Annotated in this window: 21 protein-coding genes; 13 read left to right on the top strand and 8 right to left on the bottom strand. The window is 68.2% G+C overall.

Translation table 11 applies throughout. The annotated features are described in order from the left end of the window. Window positions 1–23 precede the first annotated feature (23 nt). The 3 genes from OCI36_RS02770 to OCI36_RS02760 all read left to right on the top strand — a co-directional run bounded on the left by OCI36_RS02770 (window position 24) and on the right by OCI36_RS02760 (window position 2742). Window positions 24–497 (top strand): hypothetical protein, encoded by a 474-nt coding sequence (locus OCI36_RS02770; RefSeq protein ID WP_261663558.1) that lies wholly within the window; start codon window positions 24–26, stop codon window positions 495–497. Window positions 498–574: 77 nt separating this feature from the next. Continuing rightward, window positions 575–2020: an Asp-tRNA(Asn)/Glu-tRNA(Gln) amidotransferase subunit GatB gene (gene gatB, locus OCI36_RS02765; RefSeq protein ID WP_261663557.1), complete on the top strand. Its 1446-nt coding sequence runs from the start codon at window positions 575–577 to the stop codon at window positions 2018–2020. Further along, complete coding sequence (locus OCI36_RS02760) at window positions 2020–2742, top strand: hypothetical protein (protein WP_261663556.1); 723 nt, start codon at window positions 2020–2022, stop codon at window positions 2740–2742. Before gatB ends, OCI36_RS02760 begins: the two co-directional genes overlap by 1 nt. On the opposite strand, the gene OCI36_RS02755 is transcribed toward OCI36_RS02760, so the two are convergent. Continuing rightward, window positions 2734–3219 carry a hypothetical protein gene (locus OCI36_RS02755; RefSeq protein ID WP_261663555.1) on the bottom strand — a complete coding sequence of 162 codons (486 nt, stop codon included), beginning with the start codon at window positions 3217–3219 and terminating at the stop codon, window positions 2734–2736. The genes OCI36_RS02760 and OCI36_RS02755 overlap by 9 nt on opposite strands. 129 nt (window positions 3220–3348) lie before the next feature. Here OCI36_RS02755 and OCI36_RS02750 point away from each other — a divergent pair, with 129 nt between their 5' ends. The 5 genes from OCI36_RS02750 to OCI36_RS02730 all read left to right on the top strand — a co-directional run bounded on the left by OCI36_RS02750 (window position 3349) and on the right by OCI36_RS02730 (window position 8021). Continuing rightward, window positions 3349–3954, top strand: coding sequence for a GNAT family N-acetyltransferase (locus tag OCI36_RS02750; RefSeq protein ID WP_261663554.1), 606 nt, complete (start codon window positions 3349–3351; stop codon window positions 3952–3954). Between the two features lie 72 nt (window positions 3955–4026). After that, window positions 4027–4347 carry an ATP-dependent Clp protease adaptor ClpS gene (locus OCI36_RS02745; protein ID WP_261663553.1) on the top strand — a complete coding sequence of 107 codons (321 nt, stop codon included), beginning with the start codon at window positions 4027–4029 and terminating at the stop codon, window positions 4345–4347. Further along, the gene (locus OCI36_RS02740) at window positions 4344–6587 is read left to right on the top strand and encodes an ATP-dependent Clp protease ATP-binding subunit (protein ID WP_261663552.1); all 2244 of its coding nucleotides are present in this window, start codon (window positions 4344–4346) and stop codon (window positions 6585–6587) included. Before OCI36_RS02745 ends, OCI36_RS02740 begins: the two co-directional genes overlap by 4 nt. 79 nt (window positions 6588–6666) lie before the next feature. Next, a complete protein-coding gene (locus OCI36_RS02735; RefSeq protein ID WP_261663551.1) occupies window positions 6667–7455 on the top strand; it encodes a YmdB family metallophosphoesterase in 789 nt (262 codons plus the stop codon). Next, complete coding sequence (locus OCI36_RS02730; protein ID WP_261663550.1) at window positions 7452–8021, top strand: GNAT family N-acetyltransferase; 570 nt, start codon at window positions 7452–7454, stop codon at window positions 8019–8021. Before OCI36_RS02735 ends, OCI36_RS02730 begins: the two co-directional genes overlap by 4 nt. A 27-nt stretch (window positions 8022–8048) precedes the next feature. Here the strand turns inward: OCI36_RS02730 and OCI36_RS02725 are convergent, their stop codons facing one another. The 5 genes from OCI36_RS02725 to OCI36_RS02705 all read right to left on the bottom strand — a co-directional run bounded on the left by OCI36_RS02725 (window position 8049) and on the right by OCI36_RS02705 (window position 14348). Next, window positions 8049–11363: an AAA family ATPase gene (locus tag OCI36_RS02725; protein WP_261663549.1), complete on the bottom strand. Its 3315-nt coding sequence runs from the start codon at window positions 11361–11363 to the stop codon at window positions 8049–8051. Window positions 11364–11445: 82 nt separating this feature from the next. Continuing rightward, the gene (locus OCI36_RS02720; protein ID WP_261663548.1) at window positions 11446–11994 is read right to left on the bottom strand and encodes a GerMN domain-containing protein; all 549 of its coding nucleotides are present in this window, start codon (window positions 11992–11994) and stop codon (window positions 11446–11448) included. Continuing rightward, a complete protein-coding gene (locus OCI36_RS02715; RefSeq protein ID WP_261663547.1) occupies window positions 11991–13439 on the bottom strand; it encodes an N-acetylmuramoyl-L-alanine amidase in 1449 nt (482 codons plus the stop codon). Before OCI36_RS02715 ends, OCI36_RS02720 begins: the two co-directional genes overlap by 4 nt. Continuing rightward, window positions 13439–13870 (bottom strand): SsrA-binding protein SmpB, encoded by a 432-nt coding sequence (gene smpB, locus OCI36_RS02710; protein ID WP_261663546.1) that lies wholly within the window; start codon window positions 13868–13870, stop codon window positions 13439–13441. The genes OCI36_RS02715 and smpB overlap by 1 nt, the downstream gene beginning before the upstream one ends. A gap of 58 nt (window positions 13871–13928) precedes the next feature. Next, window positions 13929–14348 (bottom strand): DUF423 domain-containing protein, encoded by a 420-nt coding sequence (locus OCI36_RS02705; RefSeq protein WP_261663545.1) that lies wholly within the window; start codon window positions 14346–14348, stop codon window positions 13929–13931. 489 nt (window positions 14349–14837) lie between these two features. Between OCI36_RS02705 and OCI36_RS02700 the strand changes: the two genes are divergently transcribed. The 5 genes from OCI36_RS02700 (at window position 14838) to OCI36_RS02680 (ending at window position 19949) form a co-directional block, all read left to right on the top strand. Beyond that, complete coding sequence (locus tag OCI36_RS02700) at window positions 14838–15374, top strand: 3D domain-containing protein (RefSeq protein ID WP_261663544.1); 537 nt, start codon at window positions 14838–14840, stop codon at window positions 15372–15374. Between the two features lie 132 nt (window positions 15375–15506). After that, window positions 15507–16700: an ABC transporter permease gene (locus tag OCI36_RS02695; RefSeq protein WP_261663543.1), complete on the top strand. Its 1194-nt coding sequence runs from the start codon at window positions 15507–15509 to the stop codon at window positions 16698–16700. A 140-nt stretch (window positions 16701–16840) separates the two neighbouring features. Beyond that, window positions 16841–17926: a DUF4384 domain-containing protein gene (locus OCI36_RS02690; RefSeq protein ID WP_261663542.1), complete on the top strand. Its 1086-nt coding sequence runs from the start codon at window positions 16841–16843 to the stop codon at window positions 17924–17926. A 133-nt stretch (window positions 17927–18059) separates the two neighbouring features. Beyond that, window positions 18060–19148: a 23S rRNA (adenine(2503)-C(2))-methyltransferase RlmN gene (gene rlmN / locus OCI36_RS02685; RefSeq protein ID WP_261663541.1), complete on the top strand. Its 1089-nt coding sequence runs from the start codon at window positions 18060–18062 to the stop codon at window positions 19146–19148. Between the two features lie 93 nt (window positions 19149–19241). Then, on the top strand, window positions 19242–19949 hold the full coding sequence (locus OCI36_RS02680; RefSeq protein WP_261663540.1) for a hypothetical protein: 708 nt from the start codon (window positions 19242–19244) through the stop codon (window positions 19947–19949). 17 nt (window positions 19950–19966) lie between these two features. Here OCI36_RS02680 and OCI36_RS02675 read toward each other — a convergent pair whose 3' ends face one another. Together OCI36_RS02675 and OCI36_RS02670 are read right to left on the bottom strand one after the other, a co-directional pair. Then, window positions 19967–21106, bottom strand: a complete 1140-nt coding sequence (locus tag OCI36_RS02675) for a cysteine desulfurase family protein (protein WP_261663539.1) — start codon at window positions 21104–21106, stop codon at window positions 19967–19969. A gap of 96 nt (window positions 21107–21202) precedes the next feature. Continuing rightward, a complete protein-coding gene (locus OCI36_RS02670; protein ID WP_261663538.1) occupies window positions 21203–22849 on the bottom strand; it encodes a PASTA domain-containing protein in 1647 nt (548 codons plus the stop codon). Between the last annotated feature and the right edge of the window lie 42 nt (window positions 22850–22891).

Raw genomic sequence — 22891 nt, 5'->3', positions numbered from 1 at the left:
CTGCCGGCTCCTACCCTGAAGCCATGCACAAGACTGTTCTGACTGCCCTGACCCTGGCGGCCGCCGTGACCCTGCCCTCTGCCCTGGCTGAGAGCATCAGCTGCGCCGGCTCGGTGACCGGCAAAACCATCAACGGCGACCTGCAGGTGCAGCCCGGAGCCACCTGCAACGTCGTGAACAGCCGTATCAACGGGGACATCAAGTTCGGGCGCGGCGCCCGGCTGCTGCTGAAAGACAGCACCGTGACCGGCGACGTGGAAGGCAAAGCCGGTTATGCGCAGGCAGTCGTCACCGGCACGCTGATTCAGGGCGACCTGAGCCTGGAAGGCGGTCAGGGCGGTGTGCTGCGCAACAACCGGGTGCGCGGCGACGTGGAATTCAGCGGCAACCGCGGCCGGCTGGCCTTTGCCACCAACGCGGTGGGCGAGGACCTGGAATGCCAGAACAACCGCTGGACCTACTCCTTTTATGACAATGCGGTGAGCGGCAAACGCTAGGGCCAGTGCCTCAACTGGAAGTGAAGTCAGGTGAGGGGCCGGGGGCATAAGGCGCCGGCTGCTTTAGACTACTGGGCATGACTGGCGCCCCTGACCCACTGTTTCAGCAGACCGGCTACCAGGCTGTAATCGGGCTGGAAGTCCACCTGCAGCTGAACACCCACTCCAAACTGCTCAGCTCCTGCCCCGCCGACTACCACGGCGCCGAGCCCAACACCTACACCGACCCGGTCAGCCTGGGTCTCCCCGGCACCCTGCCGGTGCTGAACGCTGAAGCGCTGGAACTCAGCCTGCGTTTCGGCCTGGGGCTGAACTGCACGGTGGAAGGCGTGACCCAGTTTCACCGCAAGCACTATTTCTACCCGGATTCCTCCAAGAACTTTCAGCTCTCGCAGTGGGATAAGCCGGTGGCGCACGGCGGTTATCTGGACGTGGAAGGTGGCCGGGTGGGCATTACCCGCGCCCACTTGGAAGAAGACGCCGGCAAGCTGCTGCACCCGGCCTACGTGCCCTACTCGGAGCTGGACCTTAACCGCGCCGGCACGCCCCTGATCGAGATGGTCACCGAGCCGGATATCCGCTCGGGAGCGCACGCCCGCGCCTTTCTGGAAACCGTGCAGGCGATTGCCCGCGCCCTGGGCGTCAGCCACGCCAGCCCCGAAGAAGGCCAGATGCGCTGTGACGTGAACATCAGCCTGCACCAGCCCGGCGAGCCGTGGGGCACCAAGGTAGAGGTAAAAAACCTCAACTCGTTCCGCTCGGTGGAGCGGGCCATCACCTACGAGTGGCAGCGTCAGGCGCGGCGCCTGGCCGCCGGCGAGACGATCACCCAGGACACCCTGGGCTGGGACGAGGGCGGCGGCAAGACTTTCCTGATGCGCACCAAGGAGGGCGAGGCCGACTACCGCTACATGGCCGAGCCGGACCTGCCGGAGCTGCACATCACCCCCGAGTGGGCGGCGGCGGTGCGCTCGCGGATGCCCGAGCTGCCGGCGCAGAAGCTGGAGCGCTACCAGGCGGCGGGCCTGCGTGAATCCGACGCCCGCACGGTCAGCATGGACGTGACCCTCAGCCGCTTTCTGGATGCGGCGCTGGAAAGCGGCACCGCCCCTATCCAGAAACTGGCCAACTGGCTGCTGAGCGAGGTGCCCGGCAGCCTGGGTGAGGGCGAAACACTGGAGACTTCTGCCCTGCAGCCCGCGCACCTGGCCGAGCTGGTCACGCTGGTCGAAAGCGGCGACCTGACCGGGCGCAGCGCCAAGGACCTGCTGCCGGCCGTAATGCAGGGCCAGTCTCCCCGCGCACTGGCCGAAGCCCAGGGCCTGCTGGGGCAGGCTGGCGCAGGCGAGCTGGAAGCGGCCATCGACGCGGCCATCGCTGCCGATCCGGATACGGTGGCCCAGGTGCGCGGCGGCAACAAGAAGGCCATTAACGCCCTATTCGGGGCCGTGATGAAAGCCACCGGCGGCAAGGCCAACCCTAAGGCCGCGCGCGAGCTGCTGACCCGGAAGCTGGAAAACTGATGCCAGAGCTGGATGGCCCGGAGCAAAATGGGCCGGGGCAGCGCGGGCCGGCAGGCTTCTGGCGCCCAGCCGCTCTGTCAGCGCTGGGGCTGCAGGTCCTGTCGCTGTTTCTGACGGCCGGCTACCATTTTGCCCGCGCCCAAACGGACGCCGGCGACGCCGAGTGGCTGAACGCCGGGCACGACCTGCTGACCGGCATTCTGACGCTGTGGTGGACCATGCTGCTGGCCCGGCTGACCCTGGGCCGGGGCCTGGTGCTGAACAGCTACCTGGACCGGGTGCGGCGGGCGTTGAAATACACCTTTCCACTGCTGACCGCCTTCCGTGGGGTGCTGTGGGGCCTGACGGCTCTGGCGCTGGCCAGCGGCGCCGCGTCCCAGGCCAATCCGGTGGCGGTCACGGCCATGATGACCATCTGGGGGGCCAGCATTGCGGCCAGCTACATGACGTTTTTCTGGGTGGTGCGCTGGGGCGAGCTGGGCCCGGAGCGGGCAGCCCCGGCCCGCAGGCAGCTGGAAGACTGGCTGAATCTGGCCGCCGCGCTGTCGCTGGGCATGACCGTGATCAATGTCGTGCCGATTGCTGGCTTCAGCGCCGCGCCCTCGCAGACCGATCAGCTGATTTTTGGCAGCACTGGCCTGCTGGACGTGGCGGCCACCCTGCTGGCCCTGCAGGCGGTGCGTCTGACCCGGCTACCGGAGGCAGAGGCCCGCTCAGGCTGAAACCTCTTCCGGGCGGGCCGGGCGCGCTGGTGCCAGCAGGCTGCGCCAGCGCGGGTAGTCCCAGGCCAGCAGATAGAGTGCTGCCAGCAGCATCAGCCCGGTGATGACCGTCGTCCCGCCAAAGCCCAGGCTGACAGTCAGCACGAAAATGTTGGTGATGATGCACAGGTACAGAACGGCCCCCACTGCCGCCGTGCGGGGAATCAGAATCAGCAGGCCAGCCAGCAGCTGCGCGGCCCCGATGAACTGGTAATACGTTCCCGTCTCCAGCAGAGCATCAAAAAAGTAGCCGATGGGGTCACTGACCGGAAGAGTCGTGAAGGGTTGCCCCATCAGCTTGACGAGCCCGGACGGCAAAAAAGCCAGCCACAGCAGCACCCGCGTCAGCCAGGTGAAAGGCACCGCCAGCCGGTGGCCCTGCCAGGCCGCCAGCCAGCGCTCAGGGCGGTCCAGCCAGGAAGAAGCGGAAGTGGTCATGTTCTCCAGCCTAGAGGGGCGGCCAGGAGCTGGCGTCCGTCAAAAGGAGGACACAGCCAACGAAGAATGCGGCGGCGCCTAGGCCATCTGGCGGACGCGTCCCCCGCTGACCGCAGGCTAAGCTGACCCATGCTTTCCCCGTCTCCCCTGGCCACCATTCACCCGCCCACCATCCGCCCCCTGGCCCCTGCCGACGCCGAGGCCTACCGCGCCGCCCGGCTGCAGATGCTGCAGGAAGCCCCGGCGGCCTTTCTGACAGCGGCCGAGGAATTTGCTGCCCGGCCACTGCCAGCGCTGGCCGAGCGGCTGCGGCCCGACCCGGAAAATGTGACGTTCGGGGCCTGGGAGGGCACGGAACTGGTGGGCCTCTGCACGCTGGTGCGCGAGCAGGGACCGCGCTCCCGGCACCGCGCCGACATCTTCGGCATGGGGGTGCTGACCCGCGCCCAGGGCCAGGGCCTGGGGCGGGCGCTGCTGGCAGCGGCCATCGCCTACGCCCGTGAGCTGCCGGGCTTACAGAGCCTGCACCTGGACGTGATGGAAACCCAGACCGCCGCGCTGAAGCTCTACCGCTCGCTGGGCTTTGAAGTCTGGGGCACCGAGCCGAATGCCATCTGCCTGGACGGGCAGCTGCTGCGGTCACACGCCATGTGGCTGGACCTGACCGCTTCCGGCACAGTGGAGTCTTCCGGCACAGCGGAGCCGACGAGTCAGCAGCCGGCCGGCCAGAGCTGAGCCCCCCCCTGCCCGCATTTCATTCGCCTGGCTCCTATTTCTGCGCCGGGCGGCCGCTCTAGACTGGGCGGCATGACCCGTCCCGACCACTCCTCTCAGAGCCAGACGCTGGAGCGCACCCGCGCCGAGCGGCCCCGCCTGTGGCGGGTGCTGCTGCTGAACGACGACTACACCCCGATGGAATTTGTGGTGGAGGTGCTGATGGGGCACTTTCACAAATCCGCGCCGGAAGCGGAAGTGATCATGCTGGCGGTGCACCACAAGGGGCAGGGCGTGGCCGGCAGTTACACCCGCGACGTGGCCGAAACCAAGGTCAGCCAGGTGACGGCCGAGGCGCGGGCCGCCGGTTATCCGCTGCGGCTGGTGGCCGAGCCGGAAGGGAGCGACGCATGATTTCCGACTCGCTGCAGGTCAGCATCGGCCGGGCAGCCGACTACGCCCGGCAGGCTGGGCACGAGTACATTACGCCCGAGCATCTGCTGCTGGCGCTGACCCATGACCCCGACGCGGTGGGTGCCTTCCACGTGCTGGGGGTGGACCTCGGGCAGCTGCGCGACGACCTTCAGGCTATTCTGGCCGACTTTGAACGGGTGGAAGGCGCCGACGACGTGCGCGATTTCAGCGCCGGCTTTCACCGGGTGGTGCAGGGCGCGGTGCTGCAGCTGCATGCCAGCGGCAAAGGCGACGAGCAGGCCACCGGGGCGCGGGTGCTGGCCGAGCTGCTGGAAGAGGACGACAGCTTCGCCCGCTGGACACTGGAAAAACAGGGCGTGACCCGGCTGGACGTGCTGGACTATCTCTCGCACGGGCTGAACGGCGGGACACGCGGCGCAGCGGGTCAGGCCGGCCAGGGCGCAGCCTCGGCAGGTGCAGAGGCTGCCGGCGCCGAGCCGTCCGCGCTGGACGCTTACGCGGCCGACCTGACCGCGCAGGCCCGCGCGGGCCGCTTCGACCCCCTGATCGGCCGGGACGCGGAACTCGAACGGGTGCTACACATCCTGGCGCGGCGGCAGAAGAACAACCCGGTGCTGGTAGGCGAGCCGGGCGTGGGCAAGACCGCGCTGGCCGAGGGACTGGCGCAGCGCATTGCCGCCGGCGAGGTGCCGCCTTTCCTGCAGGGCGCCAGCGTCCACGCGCTGGACCTGGGCGCCCTGACGGCCGGCACCCGTTACCGGGGAGATTTCGAGGAACGGCTGGGCGCCCTGCTGCGCGAGCTGGAAGGCCAAAACGCCGTGCTGTTTATTGACGAGCTGCATATGCTGGTGGGCGCCGGGCGCACCGAGGGCGGCAGCATGGACGCCGCCGGGCTGCTCAAGCCGGCACTGGCCCGCGGCGAACTGCGGGTGCTGGGGGCCACCACCCCTGCCGAGCTGCGCCACCTGGAAACCGACCGGGCGCTGTGGCGGCGCTTCGGCACAGTCACGGTGCCCGAGCCGGACGAGGCCGCCGCGCTGGAGATTCTACGCGGCCTGAGCAGCCACTACGCCGAGCACCACGGCGTGACCTACACGGACGCCGCGCTGGAAGCAGCGGTGCGGCTGAGCGTGCGCCACCTCAAAGACCGCTTCTTGCCCGACAAGGCGATTGACGTGCTGGACGAAGCCGGCGCGGCCCGTTCCAGCCACGGCCAGGGCGGCCAGATTGACGTGGAAGACATCGAAGCGACCGTTTCGCGGATGGCGCGCGTGCCGCTGGGCACTGTCCGGGCCGACGAAGCCCGGAGCCTCGCCACCCTGGAAGCTGACCTGGGGGCGCGGGTCTACGGCCAGGGCGAGGCGGTGCAGGCGGTCAGCCACGCGGTCAAGCTGTCCCACGCCGGCCTGCGCGCCGAGGGCAAGGTGCAGGGTGCTTTCCTGTTCGCCGGCCCCACCGGCGTCGGCAAGACCGAGCTGGCCCGCGCGCTGGCCGACCGGCTGGGCCTGACCCTGGCCCGCTTCGACATGTCGGAATATCAGGAAGCCCACTCGGCGGCGCGCCTGATCGGGGCGCCTCCCGGCTACGTGGGCTTCGATCAGGGCGGCCTGCTGACCGACGCGGTCTCCAAAGACCCGCACTCGGTGCTGCTGTTCGACGAGATCGAAAAGGCCCACCCCGACGTGTACAACATCTTCCTGCAACTGATGGACTACGGCACCCTGACCGACCACACCGGCAAGAAGGTGGATGCCAGAGGCTGCCTCGTCATCTTCACGACCAACGCCGGCGCCGCCGAAGCTGCCAGCGGTCTGGTGGGCTTCGGCGCACGCAGCAGCCAGGGACAGCAGGACGCGGCGGTAAAGCGCACCTTCTCCCCGGAATTCCGCAACCGGCTGGACGCAGTGCTGTATTTCCGCCCGCTGGCCCAGGAAACAATGGGACAGGTGGTGGACAAATTCGTGGCCGACCTGGGCCGCCGGCTGGCCGAGCAGGGTGTGCGCCTGAGCGTCTCCCCTGCCGCCCGCGCCCGGCTGGGCGAACTGGGTTACGACCCGGCGCTGGGCGCCCGCCCGCTGGCGCGGGTGATCGAGGAACACCTGGCCCGCCCGCTGGCCGACGCGCTGCTGTTCGGTGAACTCCGGGGCGGCGGCGCAGCCAAACTGGGGGTCAAGGGTGGCGAACTGCGGCTGGATATTCGCAGCGCGGCAAAAGCCTGAGCCTGGGCAAGCAGACCAGAGCAGTTCTGGCGGCCCAGCTTCCGAAGGCCATGTGCCGGCCGCGCTAAGCTGACACCCAATGAAGATTCTTTTTGTCGGTGACGTCTACGGCCAGCCGGGCCGGCGGGTGGTGGGCGAGCACCTGCCCCTGATCGCCCCAGGTTACGACTTCGTGATCGTGAACGCCGAGAACTCGGCCGGGGGGTTCGGGATGCATTTTGACGCGGCCACCCGGATTCTGGAAGCCGGCGCCGACTGCCTGACCCTGGGCAACCACGCCTGGGACCACAAGGACATTCTCCTGATGCTGGGGCAGCCGGAGCGCTTTCCCATCGTGCGGCCGCTGAACTACTCGGACCCGCAGACCCCCGGTGTGGGCTGGCGCACCTTCGAGGTGGGCGAAGCGGGCGAGCGCCTGACGGTGGTCAACCTGCTGGGCCGGGTCTTTATGGGCGAGAGTGCCAACCCCTTTACCGCCATGGACAGCCTGCTGGAGCGCGACGATCTGGGCAGCGTGTTCGTGGATTTCCACGCCGAAACCACCAGTGAAAAAGCGGCGATGGGCTGGCATCTGGACGGCCGGGTGGCCGCCGTGATCGGCACCCACACCCACGTGGCGACCGCCGACACCCGGATTCTGCCCGGGGGCACCGGCTTTCAGGCCGACGCGGGCTTTACCGGCCCGGTGAACAGCGTGATCGGGGCCAACCCGCAGGAGCCGGTGCAGGCTTTCCTGACCGAGCGCCGGCACCGCTTCCAGGTGGCCGGTGGCCCCGCCATGCTGAACGCCGTGAGCCTGGAGATTTCCGGAAACCGCTGCCTGGGCATCGAGCGCTACCGCTACGAGGAACCGGCCGAGGAAGAATGAAGCCGGCCCAGATTGCCCGCGAGCTGCGAACGGCGCGGCTTGTCCTGCGCGCTCCTGCCCGCACCGACTCGGAGGCGGCGCTGGCTGCGCAGCTGGCGTCACGTGCAGAGCTGAAGAGCTGGATGCTCTGGGCGCAGGAGGAACCGACGCTGGAAGGCGTACGCGCCGGTCTGGCCGGAGCCGAGGAACGCTTCGGGAGTGGCGAGCAGCTGCGCTACCACGTCTGGGACGCGTTGAGCGGTGAATTCATCGGGTCCAGCGGCTTTCACAGCCTGGACTGGCGGGTGCCCAAAGGCGAGATCGGATACTGGATTGCCACGCCTCACACCGGCCATGGCTACGCGCTGGAGGTGACGCAGGCCCTGACCCATTTCGGGCTGGCCGGGCAGGAGGAGGGCGGCCTGGGCTTTCGCCGGCTGGAAATTCGCTGTGACCCCATGAATGCCCGCTCGCGGCGCATCCCCGAGCGGCTGGGCTACCGGCTGGACGCCGAACTGGTGAACGACACCGTTTCGGCAGATGCGGCAGAGGTGCGCAACACCCTGGTCTTCAGCCGGACCCGTTAAAGCCGGGGGGAGAGAAGCGCCCGGACTTCAGCCGCGCACCAGCGCCGCGCCTTCGGAAGCCTGCCGAATGCTCAGGACCCGGCTGACCCCGCCGCCGTCGGTGGTCACGCCCCAGAGGGTGTCGGCCACTTCCATGGTGGCTTTCTGGTGAGTGACCACCACGAACTGGGTGCCCTGCGCGGCAAAGCGGGTCAGAAAGGCGGTAAAGCGGCGAATATTGGCCTCGTCCAGCGGAGCGTCCACCTCGTCCAGCACGGCCAGCGGCAGGCCACCGGCGGCCCCCTCGCCCCCAGCGTGGTTCAGGGCAAACAGGAAGGCCAGCCCCGCCATGGTGCGCTCGCCCGCGCTGAGCAGGGTCATCGAACGGGTGCGCTTGCCGCCCGGCTGCACCGCCAGCGACAGGCCGCTGATGCGCCCGGCGTCGTCCTGCTGGGCCTCCAATTCGCCGCTGCCGCCCAGCAGTTCGGCCACGTAGCGGGCAAAAGCGGCCGCCACGGTGTCCAGCGCCTGGCGGGTGGCGGCGTCTTCTAGACCCGACAGCTCGTCCAGCTGCCGGCGCAACTCGTCCACGGCGGCCTGGGCGTCGTCCAGCCCGGCCTGGGTGGCAGCCCATTCGGCCTGACCGGCCAGGAAATCGGCCTCGGCGCGGGCGTTGACCGGCCCCAGGGCGGCCAGTTCGCTGCGCAGGCGGCCCAGTTCGTGCGCCCACTCGCGGGGAGTGCCAGCCGGTGAGCACCCGTCGGGCACCGCTCCCAGCCCCCCTTCACGCCGGGCGATGGTCAGACGCAGTTCGTCCAGCCGGGCGCGGGCCTTGTTCTGGGCAGCAATCAGGGCAGCGTAAGCGTCGGCAGTCCGGCGGCTTTCCTCCTCGGCGCGGGCCACCGCCTGGGAGTCGAAATCGCCCAGCGACTGCCGGCGGCGCTCCACCTCGGCGGCGGCGGCCGCGATGTGACCGGCCTGCTCGCTGCGGGCGCGGGCGTTAGCTTCCAGGCGCTGCCCCACCTCGGCGCGGCGGCTTTCAGCCTGCCGGTAGCTGTGCCACTGAGCGGCCAGCTCACGGCCCAGCGCCAGCGCTTCGGCAGCAGCACGCTCGGCGGCGCGGGCTTGCTCGGCTCCGGCACGGCTGGCGGTCAGCTCAGCTTCCAGGGCGGCGGGGTCGGCTTCCGGCTGTGGGGCGGCGGCAGGAAGGGCCGGCGCAGGCAAGGCGGCCAGGCCCTCAGCCAGCCGCGCCGCATCGGTTTCTAGGCTACGCTGCTGGGCGGCCAGCTCGCGGGCCTGGGCCGCCAGCTCGCGCTCGGCTGCCTGGGCGGCGGCGTGGGCGGCGGTCAGCGCGGGCAGGTCGGTGGCTTGCTCGTCGCTCAGAGTGTCCAGGGCCGCTTCCACTTTCTGTAAGGCCGCTTCGGCCGTCTCCACCTCGTCGGCGAGTTCCTGAAAGCGCCGCTGGTCAGCCAGCACGCTGCTGCCGGAGTCGCGCAGGCGGCCGCCAGTCATGGCGCCAGACGGTTCGACCAGCTCGCCGCCCAGCGTAACCAGCCGGGGGCGCTGACGGTGTTGCCGGGCCAGCCGGTTGGTGGTGTCCAGCGTGTCCACGACCATGGTATCGGCCAGCAGCGAGCGGCCCACCAGCGGCGGGTCGGTGGGGCACAGCTCGGCCAGGTTACCCACCACGCCGGGTTCGCGCAGCAGCGCAGCGTCGCGGCGGGGGCGCTCGTGCAGCAGTTCCAGCGGCAGGAAAGTGGCCCGGCCGCCCTGGCGTTTCAGCTCGGCGATGATGTCGCGGGCGTCGTCAGCGGTGTTCACCACCACCTGTTCCAGCCGCCGGCCCAGCGCGGCGGTCACAGCGGTTTCCAGCTCGGCCGGCACTGTCAGCACGTCGGCCACACTACCCACGATGCCGGGATGGTCCAGCCGCAGCGCGTTGCGGGCGCCCTCGCCGTAGCGCGAATAGGCATTCAGCGCCGCTTCCAGCCGCTCCAGTTCGCGGCGCAGCGGAGCCAGCCCGGCCTGCAAGCGGGTGCGCTCGGCCAGCATGTCCTGGCGGCGGACTTGCCGGCTCTGCGCTTCAGTCTGGGCCGCCGCCAGCCTGGTCGCCTGGGCCTCGCGCTCGGCAGCGGCGCGGGCCAGTTCGGCTGCCAGTTGCTGTTCTTCGGTGGCCAGGGCCACCAGAGCTGCCGCCACCCGTTCCTGCTCGCGGGTCAGGGCAGCGTGGTCGGCCTCGGCACGGGCCTGAGCCTGGGTGCGGCGCAACTCGGCCTCGCGGCTTTCCGCCAGCTGGCGTTCCAGGCGGCGAGAAGCCGCTTCGGCCGCTTCAGCTTGGGTGCGGGCCTCCTGCACGGCGCGGGACAGCGTATCCAGGTCGGGAGCCGCTTCGGCCGGAGCATGGTTCGGGAGAGCGGTCAGCTCGGCGTTGAGGGCTGCTTCTTCACCCCCCAGGTGCTCGCCGTAGCGGGCCGCCTGGGCGTGGGCCTGCTCGGCGGCGTTCAAGGCGGCCAGGGCGTCCTCACGGGCGCGGGCAGCCGCGCGAGCCTGCGCCAGAGCCTCGCGGGCCGCCTCTGCCCGAGCGGCAGCGTCTCCCAGCCCCGCTCCCAGCCGCTGCGAGTGGGCCTCCTGCTCACTGGCCTCCCGGCGGGCAGCGTCCAATTCGCGGCGCAGGGCCAGCTGTTTCTCGCGTTCCTGGGCCGCGTCCAGCAGGGCCTGCCGCGCCACCAGCTCACGCCAGCGCAGCGCCGCCTCGGCCGCCAGCCGCAGCCGCTCCAGCGCCGCCTGCCGCTCGGACTGCACCAGGGTCAGGTCGGCCAGATGGCGCTCGGCTTCGGCCAGCCGCGCAGCTGTCTCGGCGCGGGCCGCCACCGAGCGCGACAGCCCGGCCGCCTCCTGCAGGTATCCCAGCAGCCGTGGGCCTTCCGCCTGCACCACCCCGGACACCTCGCCCTGCCCAATCACTGCCAAACCACCCGGTCCCAGACCGGTGCCGCGCAGCGCGGCCTGCACGTCGCGGACCCGCGCACTGCGCCCGGCCAGCTCCTGCTCGGAAGTGCCGTCGCGGTAGATCCGGCGGCTCAGGTTCAGCGCTTCGCCACTGTGCCGCAGCTCGGCCTGCACCTCTGCCAGGCCCAGCGGCGCCCGGCCGGAGCCGCTGCCTCCGTGGAAAATCAGCTCGGTGGCCCTGGCCGCCCGCAGCTCGCGGGTGCGTGCAGCGTGCGTCACCCAGCGCAGCGCCTCCACCACATTGCTCTTGCCGCTGCCGTTGGGGCCAATCACTGCCGTGATACCGGGCTCGAACTCAATGTGGGTGCGCTGCGAGAAACTCTTGAAACCGTGCAGGGTCAGGGATTCGATCATGGCAAAAAGCGGCAATCAGGCGGGAAATGGGCGTGGGCCGGGGCCTGCGGGTTGCAGGCAGGCCCAGCGAAAACGCTTCACCCTAGAGGTCCTTACAGTCCTGTTTGGTCAGCGGCTGGCGCAGGTCCATCGCGCCGATGGTGGTCACGTTCTGCCCGCCAACCAGGAAAGTCACGTCCAGGCCGCGGCTTTCCAGCAGCGTGCGGGTGATGGAGCAGAACATCAGGTATTCGCCGCTCACCGAGTAACCCAGGTTGCGGTACTCGGGCGGCAGGCTGACGAAATAGTTGTCGCCGCGCAGCCACACCCGGGGGGCCGGCAGCCGGGTCGGCACTGCCGGCTTCAGCCCCTCGCCCGCCGGGCCCTGGCTCCAGATGGTCAGGGCAGCGTCGGCAATGCCCTGCGGGTTCTTGTCGCCCTGCACCACCGGCACCTTGCGCTTCTCGCTCACCAGCTTCTGCCCGCTGGCGTCCAGGTAGTACACCGGCACCTCCACCGGCAGCCGCTCGGACAGCACGTAGTTGGGCGCCTCGGGCGCAGGCGGGGGCCGCTTCACCCAGGTGATGGCCGCGAACGACAGTACCAGCAGCACGAAAGCCAGCACATTGAAAAAGGAAAAGAGGTTCTTCACTGCTGGCCTCCTGCGCCGCCCTCGGCCGCCGCTCCGGAGGCGTCACCGCCAGGCAGCACGGCCGCGTTGTCCACCTTCTTGGACAGGTACCCGGCCACCGACCGGGCGATGCTGGCCGCCACCCGCTGCCGGAAGGTGTCGTCGCCCATCGCGGCCACGTCGTCGGCGTTGTCCAGGCTACCCAGTTCGATCAGGGCGCCGGCCTGCGGAGCTTCGCCCAGGGTCAGCACCTTGGACAGGGGCCGCTGCTGCGCCTGGATTTTCTGGGTGCCCAGCTCCTTGACCAGCGACTCGGTCAGAATCCGGGTGCCGCCCAGGTCGCTGACCGCGTTGCTGGCATAGGCCGGGTTCTCGCCGGAGCGGATGTTCTCCACGTATTCCGAGGAATTCTCGCTCAGCTGCTGATAGACCTTCACGCCGGGGGCCACCACACCCGGCACCCCAATATGGCTCACGTCCAGCATCAGGTACACGTCACTCTGGCGGGCCAGCACCATCTTCTGGTCCAAGCTGGCGTCTTTCTGGTCGCTGCGGGTCATTTTGACCTGCCAGCCAGCTTCGTTCAGCAGGCGCTGGGCTTTTTTGGCCACGTCCAGGCTGAAATCGTTGTTGCCCGCCGCACCCCCCGTCAGCACCGGCTCAATCACGATCAAGGGCCGGGCGATGCGGTCCAGCAGCGCCGGCGTGGTGCGCTCAATGGCCGGGCCGGCGTCCACCACCACACGCACGCTGCCGGGGCGAATCACCTTGTACATCCGGTAACCGCTGTCCTTGGGCAGGCTGAAGCGCAGGCGCAGGTCTTTGCCGTCGGCCACCACCCGGGCGTTGGAAATGAACTTGCCGGTGGTGGTGTAGCGGCGCTGATCGCCGGCGGTGCCGCGCACCACCACATGCACGTCGTTGCCGCGCAGTTCAGTAAACACGTCGGCGTCCTGCGAGAGGTCCAGCACCAGCCGGTCGGCCTTGTCGCCCACCGAGCTGCTCACGTTGGTCAGGCGGCGGTCCGGCATGCTGAACGAGCCGGAGCGGTAGGTCGCCCCAAAGGTGCGGGCCACCACTTCCAGCGGCACATGCACCGCCCCGTCCACGTAGGTGGCCGTGCGGCCCTTTTCCCGCACGGTATCCAGCTGAACAGTGTTGAAATCGGTGGTGGCGCGGTAAGCGTCCTCGTCAATCGGCAGCACGATGGAGTGGCCGTAGCCTTCAACGCGCAGATAAGGGCCTTCCTGCACCACCCGCGCCAGGCTCCGCAGGCTTTCCACGTCGATGTACTCGGTGCCGTACAGGTTCACGCTCTGCACCGGGGTGCCCTGCAGAGTCAGGTTGCTATAGGCCACCTGCGCCGAGGCCACGCTGCCGTACCACACTCCCAGCCCGCCCAGGCTCAGGGCCGCCAGCAGGGCCGCGGCCTGCCAGGGCGCCCGGGCCGAAATCACTCGTTTCATCAGTACTCCCTCAGTTCGCGGCGCACCGTTTTCTCGGCGTCGGCGCGGCGTTTGTCGTGCAGCTTCTTGCCCCGGGCCAGCGCCAGTTCCACCTTGAAATAGCGGCCCTGCTGGTACAGCCGGGTGGGCACCAGCGTCAGACCTTTTTGGTCCAGCGCCCGGCGAATCTTCTCGATTTCCATGCGGTGCAGCAGCAGCCGGCGCGGCCGGCGGGGCTCGTGGTTGTTGTAGGTCGCTTCCTTGTAGGGCGGAATATACAACCCTTCAAGGTCAATGTTGCGGCCATTGAGGCGCGCGAAAGCGTCCCGGAAGTCAACCCCCCCGGCCCGGATACTCTTGACCTCGCTGCCGGTCAGCGACAGACCAGCTTCGTAGCGGTCAAGCAGTTCATATTCGTAGCCAGCGCGGCGATTGACATACACGCGGGGCATTCTAGCGCAGGCTCCTCAGCCCTGACAGAATGCCCACAGGCCAGCCCAGATTCCGGGCTCAGCGCCGCCAGTGCAGCGCGGCCACCCAGACCAGCGCAGCGATCATCAGCACGCCCCCAATGGGCGTAATGGCCCCCAGCCAGCGCACGCCCAGGCCCACCAGCAAATACAGACTGACACTGAAAATCAGGCTGCCAATCAGCAGCAGCCGCGCCGGCCAGCCGCCCTGACCAACCGCGCCCAGTGCCAGCAGGGCCAGCGCGGCGTACATCTGGTATCTCACTCCGGTTTCGTAAATGGCCAGGTCGGCCGGGCTGAAGCGGTCCGCGAGCGCGTGGGCTCCAAAGGCTCCCAGCGCGATGCCGATGGCTCCCCAGAGGGCGCCAATCGGAAAAGCGCGGCTGACACGCGACACCGGCGCGGCGCCGGCGGAAGCTGCAGAAGATACAGGGGACGCAGAAGAAAGGGGCGCAGACATGCTGTTCAGTCTAGTCCGGCAGATGAGAGCCGGCTCCGAAGATGAGAGCTGGCCGCTAAGCGCCGGGGGGAGCGTCTGGGCGGTGCTTTCAGGGCCTTTGCAACCGGAGCGCTGGCCCAGAGCCGGCCGCCCCCAGTCAGCCTGGTCTGTCGCCCCTCTCATGGGGGTCACCTATGGTGAATCTCACCGGGTTATTCCCCCGCCTCCGGGCACGCACCTGCTTTCCGGACCCTGCCATGACGGGAATAATACGGTCATCTCGGAAAAATCCTTGATTTTTCTCATGTAAATGAAATTGGGAACAAGTTCATGACATACCGGACTTGTTAGGCTCTGTCAGCCGGGAAGCGAGCTTCTACCGGCCTCCGTGCGGGGCCGGCTCGCGCAATGCATGGCAGCCCTGTTTTTTCCAGCTGCCGGAGCCCCCATGTCTTTTTCTGACTCGCCGTAAGCTTGCTTCCCTCCCCGGGAACAGGACCAAGGAGATCCATGCCAAAACGTACTTTGCTGGCCGCGCTGGCCGCCGCCGTGTTGGGCACTGCCGCTGCCCTGCCGCCCCTCCCCGCCGCTGCGCTGGCCGACCGGGCCGTGCAGTCCGCCCTGAGCGATGACGCTGTTCGCAGCCTGCCTTATGTAAGCCCTGCCGTGATGCCTGCTGCCGAGCAGCCCAGCGATGTGGTGCTGGGCGCCCGCGCTCCCGCCGGCCGCACCGCCGTGCTGCGCTCCACCGCTTATAACAGCCTGTCGGCCCAGACCGACAGCTCACCGCACATCACCGCCACCGGCACCCGCACCCGCCCCGGCGTGGTGGCCCTGAGCCGCGACATGCTGCGCATCTTTCCTTACGGCACCCGCCTGAGGATTCAGGACCTGAGCGGCAATCACCCTTACGCGAACGGCCGCATTTTTATTGTCGAAGACACCATGCACGCCCGCAAGTCCCGCCAGATCGATGTCTGGATGCCCACCCGCTCGCAGGCCATGCAGTGGGGCGTGCGCAGCGTACGCATCACCGCTGTGCGCTGAGGGCCGCCCCAGTCTCTTCCCCCGGCATTTGCCCTGTCCCCGCCTTTTCCCGGCGGGGATTTTTGCTGGCCGCTCCACGCATCTGCCGGCGGCGCCCCGGCCAACTTGGCTATGCTGGGCTCTACTGTGACTGTGCCTGCCGCTGAACCTTCTGCCCCCGCCTCCGCGCGGCGCCTGCCCTGGCTGCTGGCGCGTGCCCACCTTAAGAAGCGCCGCACCCAGAACGCCCTGACCGTGGCCGGCATCGCGGTGGGCGTAGCGGTGCTGATTGCTGCGCTCAGCCTCACCAACGGCTTTACCGGCGCGCTGATCAGCGCCACCCTGCGGGCCAGTCCGCACCTCAGCGTGCAGCCATACACGCCCGGCGGCCAGGATCAGGCGATGGAACAGGCCCTGGCCGGCAATACGGAGGTGGCGGCCTTTACTCCCTTTCTGGCCGACAAGGCCCTGCTGACCCGGCCCGCCGACGAATACCGCGCTGCCGGCACCGATTTCAGCACCCTGTTCGGGGTGGGGCCGCAGGCCGCCGACGTGCTGGAACTCCAGCCGCAGGAGGGCGAGCTGCTGCGTACCCTGAAAGACGGCGACATTCTGCTGGGGTCGGCGCTGGCCCGCAATATCGGGGCGGCAGCCGGCGAGCGGCTGAACCTGCTCAACAGCAGCCAGAACCGCGGGGGACTGACCGTGAAAGGCGTCTTTCATACCGGCAACTACCTGATTGATTCCGGCTACGCTTTTACCAACCTGAAAACCCTGCAGCAATTGCAGCAGACCGGCAAGATCACCGGCTATCAGGTGCGCCTCAAGGACCCCGAGCAGGCACCGCAGGTGGGGCAGGCCCTCACGGCGCAGCTGCCCTACGCCGCCACGCCCTGGCAGTCGCTTTACGGCACCCTGCTCGACCAGCTGAAGCTGCAAAAAGAAGTGATCGGCTTCGTGGTGTTCCTGATCGTGGTGGTGGCCGCCTTCGGTATCGCCAACGTGATGACGCTGGCCGTGTTCGAGAAAACCCAGGAAATCGCCATTCTGCGCGCCATTGGGGCCACCCGCAGCACCATCACTCACATCTTCTTGCTGGAAGGTCTGGTGCTGGGCCTCAGTGGGCTGCTGCTGGGCAACCTGCTGGGGCTGGCGGTGGCCGGCTACTTTACGCTGCGCCCTTTTCAGATTCCGGGAGACCTGTATTTCATCACCTCGCTGCCGGTCGAAGTGCGGCCGACCGACCTGCTGTGGGTCAATGCCGTGGGGCTGGTCACCACGCTGCTGGCCGCCCTGATTCCGGCCCGCCGCGCCGCCGCCATCGAACCGGCCCGTATCATCCGCTAGCCTAAGAGCGGGCCCAAGCAGGGCGCTTCAGCGCCTTCACCGTCAGAAACCAGACAGGTCTGACGGTGATCTGAATGACCATTAAATTTGCTGCCGGTCCGTCTCACCGTGCGTCATATTAGGAGCCTTAGCCTGGGGCCATGAACAAGACTCTTCTGAAGGCAGCCCTGCTGCCCATGACCCTGCTGGCCGGCACCGCCGGTGCGCAGAGCATCAGCGCCCAGAGCATTATCGTGAACCCTGCCCAGCCTGACCTGAATGTGCAGGTCAGCGTGGACAAGGACCCCACCGGCGACGCTGTCCCCACCTACCGCATCGGCGACGGCATCAAGCTGAACGTCAAGACCAACCGTGACGCTTATGTGTACCTGTTCAACGTGGGCGCCGACGGCGAAGTCAACCAGATTCTGCCCAACCGTCTGAGCGGTTCCAACCGCGTGACCGCCAACACCAACTGGACCTTCCCGGCAGCCAACGCCAACTTCACCTACAACGTGGACGGCCCCGCCGGCCTGAACAAGGTGCTGGCCCTGGCCTCGCTGACCGAGCTGAGCCTGAATGACCTGAGCACCTTCGCCAACGCCCAGAGCCAGTTCGCCAACGTGAGCGTGCGCGGTCAGGACAACCTGGCCCAGGCCCTGAGCATCGTGGTGAACCCGCTGCCCCAGAACAGCTGGGTGAGCGACACCGCCTTCTTCGACGTGGCGGAACGCGCTCCGGTGCGCACCGGTAACCTGTTCGTGGGCACCAACGTGAACAACGCCCAGGTGATCCTGAACGGCCGCGTACTGGGCAGCGCCAACAAGACCTACAGCGGCATCGCTCCCGGCAACTACCCGGTACGTATCGTGGCCCCCGGCTTTGCGGACTTCCGCACCACCGTGACCATCCGCGGCAACGCCACCACCAACCTGACGGTGCCCTTCAGCGGCAACACCGTGACCCCCGCGCCGGTGCGCCCCGCCCCGGTGAACGGCACCTACAACGTGACTGTGCGCAGCGCGATGGAAGGCGGCCGGGTGTTCCTGAACGGCAACGAAGCAGGTACCATTCGCGGCGGCCAGCTGACCACCTCGGTGGAACGTGGACAGTACCAGATCGTGGTGCTGGCTCCCGGCCAGTCGGCGGAAATCGCCACGGTGAACGTGAACCGCGACGGCGGCATCAACCTGAGCCAGGCTCCCCGCAGCACCACCATCAACCTGCTGGACCTGCTGTTCCGTTAAGCAAGAACTGATTCAAGAGAAGCTCCCCGGCCCCTTGGCCGGGGGCTTTTTTGTGCTGTAGGCCCGGGCGCGCGGGCAGCATTCCCAGCCCGTCCCACCTTTGGAAAGATGCTGCGCGCGTTAGACTGACCGGATGACTACTGCGCCCACTGCCCACGCTTCAGCGGCCCGGCCTCTGCTGCTGGACCTGCACCCCGACGATTACCCGCTGCCCGGCTTTCGCCGCCGGCAACTGCTGGAGTGGGTGTATCAGCACGGGGTGGGCGAGTTTGGGCAGATGCACACCCTGCCAGCCGAGCAGCGCAGCGAGCTGGAACGGGAATGGCGGCTCAATCCCTTTACTGACATTGAAACCTTCCGCAGCGACGACGGCTCGGTGAAATACCTCTTCACCCTGCCCGACGGCCGGCAGATGGAAGCGGTCTATATGCCGTACCTGGACCGCAAGACCATCTGCGTAAGCACCATGGTGGGCTGCCCGGCCCGCTGCGCCTTTTGCGCCACCGGGGCGATGGGCTTCGGGCGCAACCTGACCCCCGGCGAAATCGTGGGGCAGGTGCTGGCGGTGGCCGGCGGCGAGGGCATCGAACCGCGCGAAATTCGCAACCTGGTGTTTATGGGTATGGGTGAAGCCATGCTGAACTACGACAACACCATGCAGGCCGCCCGGATTCTGCTGCACCCGCAGGCGCTGGGCATGAGCAAGCGCCGGGTGACCCTCAGCACGGTGGGCATTGCCAAAGGCATTCGCCGGCTGGCCGACGAAGACGACCTGGGTATCAAGCTGGCCATCAGCCTACATGCCCCGGACGAGGAAACCCGCCGCAAGATCATTCCGACCGGCGGGGCCAACTCGATTGACGAGATTATGGACGCTGCCCGCGACTACCAGGCCCGGACCGGCCGGCGCATTACCATGGAGTACACCATGCTGGACGGTGTCAACGATCATCTCTGGCAGGCCGAACTGCTGGCCGAGCGCCTGCAGGGCCTGGTCAGCCACGTGAACCTGATTCCGATGAATCCCTGGCCCGGTAGCCCTTTTGTGAGCAGCAGCGAGGCGCAGATTCAGGCGTTCTATGACCTGCTGGAAGAACGCGGCGTAGACGTGAGTGTACGGCGCTCGCGCGGCAAGGACGCCGGGGCCGCCTGCGGCCAGCTGGCGCTGAAGCGTCCCGGTGCAGCCCAGGGATATGCAGCGCAGGAACACGCCGGAGCCTGAACTCGGCTCTCCCGGACACACTGTGCCCGAACCCTCAATCGGCCTTTATCCACCCGTCAGAACAACATCAGCGCGAGTCTAAAGACTCGCGCTATGTTTACAATTTTACTCACTCTGGCAGCAGCTTCGCTTCCGCTCCCGGCCTGGAATGCCCCTGCTCCGCAGGTCAGGACCGACAGCCAGCGGCCCGATGCGCATCAAACACGGGTGCTGGGGGCAGCCTACTGCGCCGGCCAGCCGGGCTGCCGGATGGAATTTCTGACGGTAAGCAGCGGTGGCGCCCAGATGCCAGTATTCGGCCGGCGCGTACCGACCAGCGTAACGTTCGGCTCTTTCAGCGCGCCGGGCCGTGAAGAGGCGCTGCTGAACCTGTGCTGGGCCGAATCGGACAGCTGTGATGGCGTTGCCCTGCTGCGCCGTGAGCGGGGGCAGTGGAAGAGGATCCACCACACACCGGGCGTAACTGCCCAGGAGTGCCTGAAGTTCCGGCGCTTTGATGGCCGCGACGCGCTGGCCTGCCGGGGCCACTTCGTGATGTACGGCTCACAGCTGACCCTGGTCACGGCCGACAGTCGCCGCAGCAGCGAGAAGGTGTTGCTGGACGGCAACCTCCAGAACTGTGGCAAGGGCACAGCCACCGTGACCCGGCTGGGTGACTGGCGCAAGGCAGACGTGAACGGTGACGGCCGGCCCGACCTGGTGGTGGACGTGAACCGTTATGCGGTGCGCTCGGCCCAGTGCCCGCCGGCCGGCAATGCCCCCTTTACTGCCGAGAAACTGGTGCGCCGCTGGGCGATGTAGCCGGGGCCAAGCAGGCTTCAGCCCAGCCGCGACCACTCGGCCGCCTGACGCAGGGCTGCGGCCGCCTGCTGCACTCCTTCCAGCGTGCTGGCCGCCCCAAAGCTGAAGCGCAAGCTGCTGCGGGCGTCCGCTTCGCTGTGGCCGATGGCCGTCAACACGTGGCTGGGCTGCATGGTCCCCGCGCTACAGGCGCTGCCTGCGCTGGCACAGACGCCGGCCATGTCCAGGTTCATCAGCAGGGCTTCGCCGTCGGCGCCGCTGAGGGTCAGGCTGGCGACCTTGGGGCTGCTGCCTTCGGCCGGGTGGTTCCAGCGCAGGCCCGGCAACTCGCCTACGGCAGCCACGAAAGCCTCTCGGAGGTCAAGGAGGTGGGCAAAAGTGGACTCCCGCGCCTCCTCAGCGGCAGTGAGGGCCACTCCCGCCGCATAGATGCCTGCCGTGTTCTGGGTGCCGGCACGCTGCCCGCTTTCTTGCCCACCGCCGATCTGCTGGGGCGGCAGGTCCTGGCCCTGGGCGGAATACAGCACGCCCACGCCGCGCGGACCGCCCCACTTGTGGGCGCTGAATGTGGCGTAGGTGACGCCCCACTCGGCCAGCGGCACCGGCAGTACGCCGGGCGCCTGCACCGCGTCGGTGTGATAGGGCACTCCGGCGATCGCCGCTACTGCTGCCAGTTCGGCGGTGGGCTGAATGGTTCCGATCTCGTTGCTGACGTGGTGCAGGCTGACCAGGGCGGTGTCTGGCCGCAGGGCTTCCTGCAACTGCTCGGGGGCTATCCGGCCGTGCTGGTCCGGCGGCAGAAAGGTCACGTCCCAGCCCCGGGCGGCCAGGGCGCGGGCGGGGGCCAGCACCGCTGAATGCTCGCTGGCACTGGTCACGAGGTGGCCGAGCCGGCCATGCCGCTCCTGATACGCCTGCGCCACGCCGAACAGCACGGCGTTGTCGCCCTCGGTGCCGCCACTGTTGAGGGTCAGTCGGCGGGGGTCCACCCCGAATACCTGCGCCAGCCGGGTGCGGCCTTCTTCCAGTTTCTCGCGGGCCTGCTGCCCGGCAACGTGAACGCTGGACGGGTTGCCCGGCAGCGCGGCCGCCTCAGCGTAAGCGGCCAGGGCAGCGGGCGTCATGGGATGGGTGGCAGCGTAGTCGAGATAGATCATAAGAGGACCTTCCCTTCTGAAAGGCAAGCTGAAAAAAGAAGAGGGAGAAGGCGACGACCTGTGCCCCCACCTTCTTCCCTACGCACTGCCCCGAGCCTAGGGGATAGACGCGGCGAACGTTTCGCCGTCGCGCAGGATGATGAAAGTGGCATTGCCGGTCACCTGCACGGTGCTGGAGGCGCGGGCACCGGCCAGCTTGCTGCTGGGCGTCGCGCCCATCAGCACCCGCTGCCCAGCGCCGTCGCGGACCACGATGGAATAGTTGCCGGGGGGCAGGTCGGCCGGGAAGTCGTAGTTCAGCTGCACGTCGCGCTGCTCTGCGGCGGGGGCCCCGGCGGGCGTTGCCGGAACCGTGTCCGGGCTGGTGGCCGGCGGCGTGCCAGCAGGCGTTCCGGGCGGCGGGGTTTCCTGCGGGGTCGGTTCCGGTTCCGGCTCAGGCAGCGGGGGCGGCGGGGCCGGGGGCACATAAGCCGGGGGTACCGGCAGGGCGCCCACGGTGGCCGGCGGCTCGCTGAACTTGGGCGCGGCCACAACCAGGGTCATCTTCTCGCCGCTGCCGATCCGGGTATAGGGCTTGGGCACCTGCGAAATCACGGTGTTTTCCGGCAAGTCGCTCTCTTCCGGCTTGACTTCGGTGATCACCAGGCCAGCGGTGCGGGCATGCTCACGGGCCGAGGTGAAATCCAGCCCGGTCAGGTCGGGAATCCAGGTTTCTTTGCCGGCAATCCCGGTAGACACCAGCACATTCACATTCTGACCGCGCTGGGTGGACAGTCCGGCAGGCGGATCCTGCGAGATGATGCGGCCTTCAGGCGTCTGGGTGGGCGTGCCGTCAATCTTGGTGACGGTGCCCAGCCGGAACCCGCTTTCCTTGAGGTTGACGGTGGCCCGGTCGGGGGTCAGGTCCTCCACCCGCGGCACCGTCAGGTCGGGCGGGCTGTTGACCGTCAGGGTGACCAGCCGGCCCAGCGGCATGTTGGTGGCACCCTCAGGTTCCTGGCGCAGCACCGAACCGATAGCTGCATCGCTGCCCTCGCCCTCGGTATAGGCCACCCGGAACCCGCTTTTGGCCAGCTGTTTCGCGGCCTCGTTGGCCGGTAGGCCCTTGACGTCCTTGACCACAGCCACCCGGGGGTTGAGGTAAGCCTGGGTGGCCTGATAGCCATACCAGCCGGTCGCAGCCAGCAGCGCCAGCCCCGGCACGAAAGACAGCCAGCGCAGGTTATCGGCGCGGCGGCGGGTGCGGCCCTCGAACACTGGGCGCAGCACCGGGGCGTTCAGCCGGGCAATCTCAGCGTCGGTGCGCTGTGGGGCCGGTTCCAGATATGCCAGCACCGCCTGCTCACTGCGCCGGCCGGCCAGCAGGATCTCGGCATCGGTCAGGGCGTAGCCGTGCTCGGCCAGGTGCTGGGTCAGCAGCCGCAGTGAATCGAGGCCCTCTTCCGGCCGGGCCGGCAGGGCTGCAAAATCGCCCAGTGTCTGCCCCGCCAGCGGCCGCCACACGGCGTAGTTGGCTTCCGGCGTGGCAACCAGCTCGACCAGACCGGCGGGGTTCAAGGCGCGCAGGGCGTCGCGGTAAGCGAAAAAGTCACGGCGCTGCTCGGGGGTGTCAATCTCGAACCAGGCCAGGCGCAACAGCTCGCCGTCTGGGGCGCTCACCTCGCTGAGCGTCAGGTTGCCCCGCTCTTCCAGCGTGCGCAGCACCGTATATTTGCCATCGATCCGCACTTCTTCTGCCGTCATTCGGCACTCAGCATACTCCATGCCCGGCGGCAGACCCCCGGC

The organism is Deinococcus sp. Marseille-Q6407, assembly GCF_946848805.1.
In the GTDB taxonomy this organism is placed as follows: domain Bacteria; phylum Deinococcota; class Deinococci; order Deinococcales; family Deinococcaceae; genus Deinococcus.
This window is presented reverse-complemented; position numbering and strand designations above follow the sequence as displayed.

What these genes read in the sequence shown, in the direction of transcription:
- OCI36_RS02770 (WP_261663558.1), top strand. Translation starts at nt 24, where the DNA reads ATGCACAAGACTGTTCTGACTGCCCTGACCCTGGCGGCCGCCGTGACC.
- gatB (WP_261663557.1), top strand. Translation starts at nt 575, where the DNA reads ATGACTGGCGCCCCTGACCCACTGTTTCAGCAGACCGGCTACCAGGCT.
- OCI36_RS02760 (WP_261663556.1), top strand. Translation starts at nt 2,020, where the DNA reads ATGCCAGAGCTGGATGGCCCGGAGCAAAATGGGCCGGGGCAGCGCGGG.
- OCI36_RS02755 (WP_261663555.1), bottom strand. Translation starts at nt 3,219, where the DNA reads ATGACCACTTCCGCTTCTTCCTGGCTGGACCGCCCTGAGCGCTGGCTG.
- OCI36_RS02750 (WP_261663554.1), top strand. Translation starts at nt 3,349, where the DNA reads ATGCTTTCCCCGTCTCCCCTGGCCACCATTCACCCGCCCACCATCCGC.
- OCI36_RS02745 (WP_261663553.1), top strand. Translation starts at nt 4,027, where the DNA reads ATGACCCGTCCCGACCACTCCTCTCAGAGCCAGACGCTGGAGCGCACC.
- OCI36_RS02740 (WP_261663552.1), top strand. Translation starts at nt 4,344, where the DNA reads ATGATTTCCGACTCGCTGCAGGTCAGCATCGGCCGGGCAGCCGACTAC.
- OCI36_RS02735 (WP_261663551.1), top strand. Translation starts at nt 6,667, where the DNA reads ATGAAGATTCTTTTTGTCGGTGACGTCTACGGCCAGCCGGGCCGGCGG.
- OCI36_RS02730 (WP_261663550.1), top strand. Translation starts at nt 7,452, where the DNA reads ATGAAGCCGGCCCAGATTGCCCGCGAGCTGCGAACGGCGCGGCTTGTC.
- OCI36_RS02725 (WP_261663549.1), bottom strand. Translation starts at nt 11,363, where the DNA reads ATGATCGAATCCCTGACCCTGCACGGTTTCAAGAGTTTCTCGCAGCGC.
- OCI36_RS02715 (WP_261663547.1), bottom strand. Translation starts at nt 13,439, where the DNA reads ATGAAACGAGTGATTTCGGCCCGGGCGCCCTGGCAGGCCGCGGCCCTG.
- smpB (WP_261663546.1), bottom strand. Translation starts at nt 13,870, where the DNA reads ATGCCCCGCGTGTATGTCAATCGCCGCGCTGGCTACGAATATGAACTG.
- OCI36_RS02705 (WP_261663545.1), bottom strand. Translation starts at nt 14,348, where the DNA reads ATGTCTGCGCCCCTTTCTTCTGCGTCCCCTGTATCTTCTGCAGCTTCC.
- OCI36_RS02700 (WP_261663544.1), top strand. Translation starts at nt 14,838, where the DNA reads ATGCCAAAACGTACTTTGCTGGCCGCGCTGGCCGCCGCCGTGTTGGGC.
- OCI36_RS02690 (WP_261663542.1), top strand. Translation starts at nt 16,841, where the DNA reads ATGAACAAGACTCTTCTGAAGGCAGCCCTGCTGCCCATGACCCTGCTG.
- rlmN (WP_261663541.1), top strand. Translation starts at nt 18,060, where the DNA reads ATGACTACTGCGCCCACTGCCCACGCTTCAGCGGCCCGGCCTCTGCTG.
- OCI36_RS02680 (WP_261663540.1), top strand. Translation starts at nt 19,242, where the DNA reads ATGTTTACAATTTTACTCACTCTGGCAGCAGCTTCGCTTCCGCTCCCG.
- OCI36_RS02675 (WP_261663539.1), bottom strand. Translation starts at nt 21,106, where the DNA reads ATGATCTATCTCGACTACGCTGCCACCCATCCCATGACGCCCGCTGCC.
- OCI36_RS02670 (WP_261663538.1), bottom strand. Translation starts at nt 22,849, where the DNA reads ATGACGGCAGAAGAAGTGCGGATCGATGGCAAATATACGGTGCTGCGC.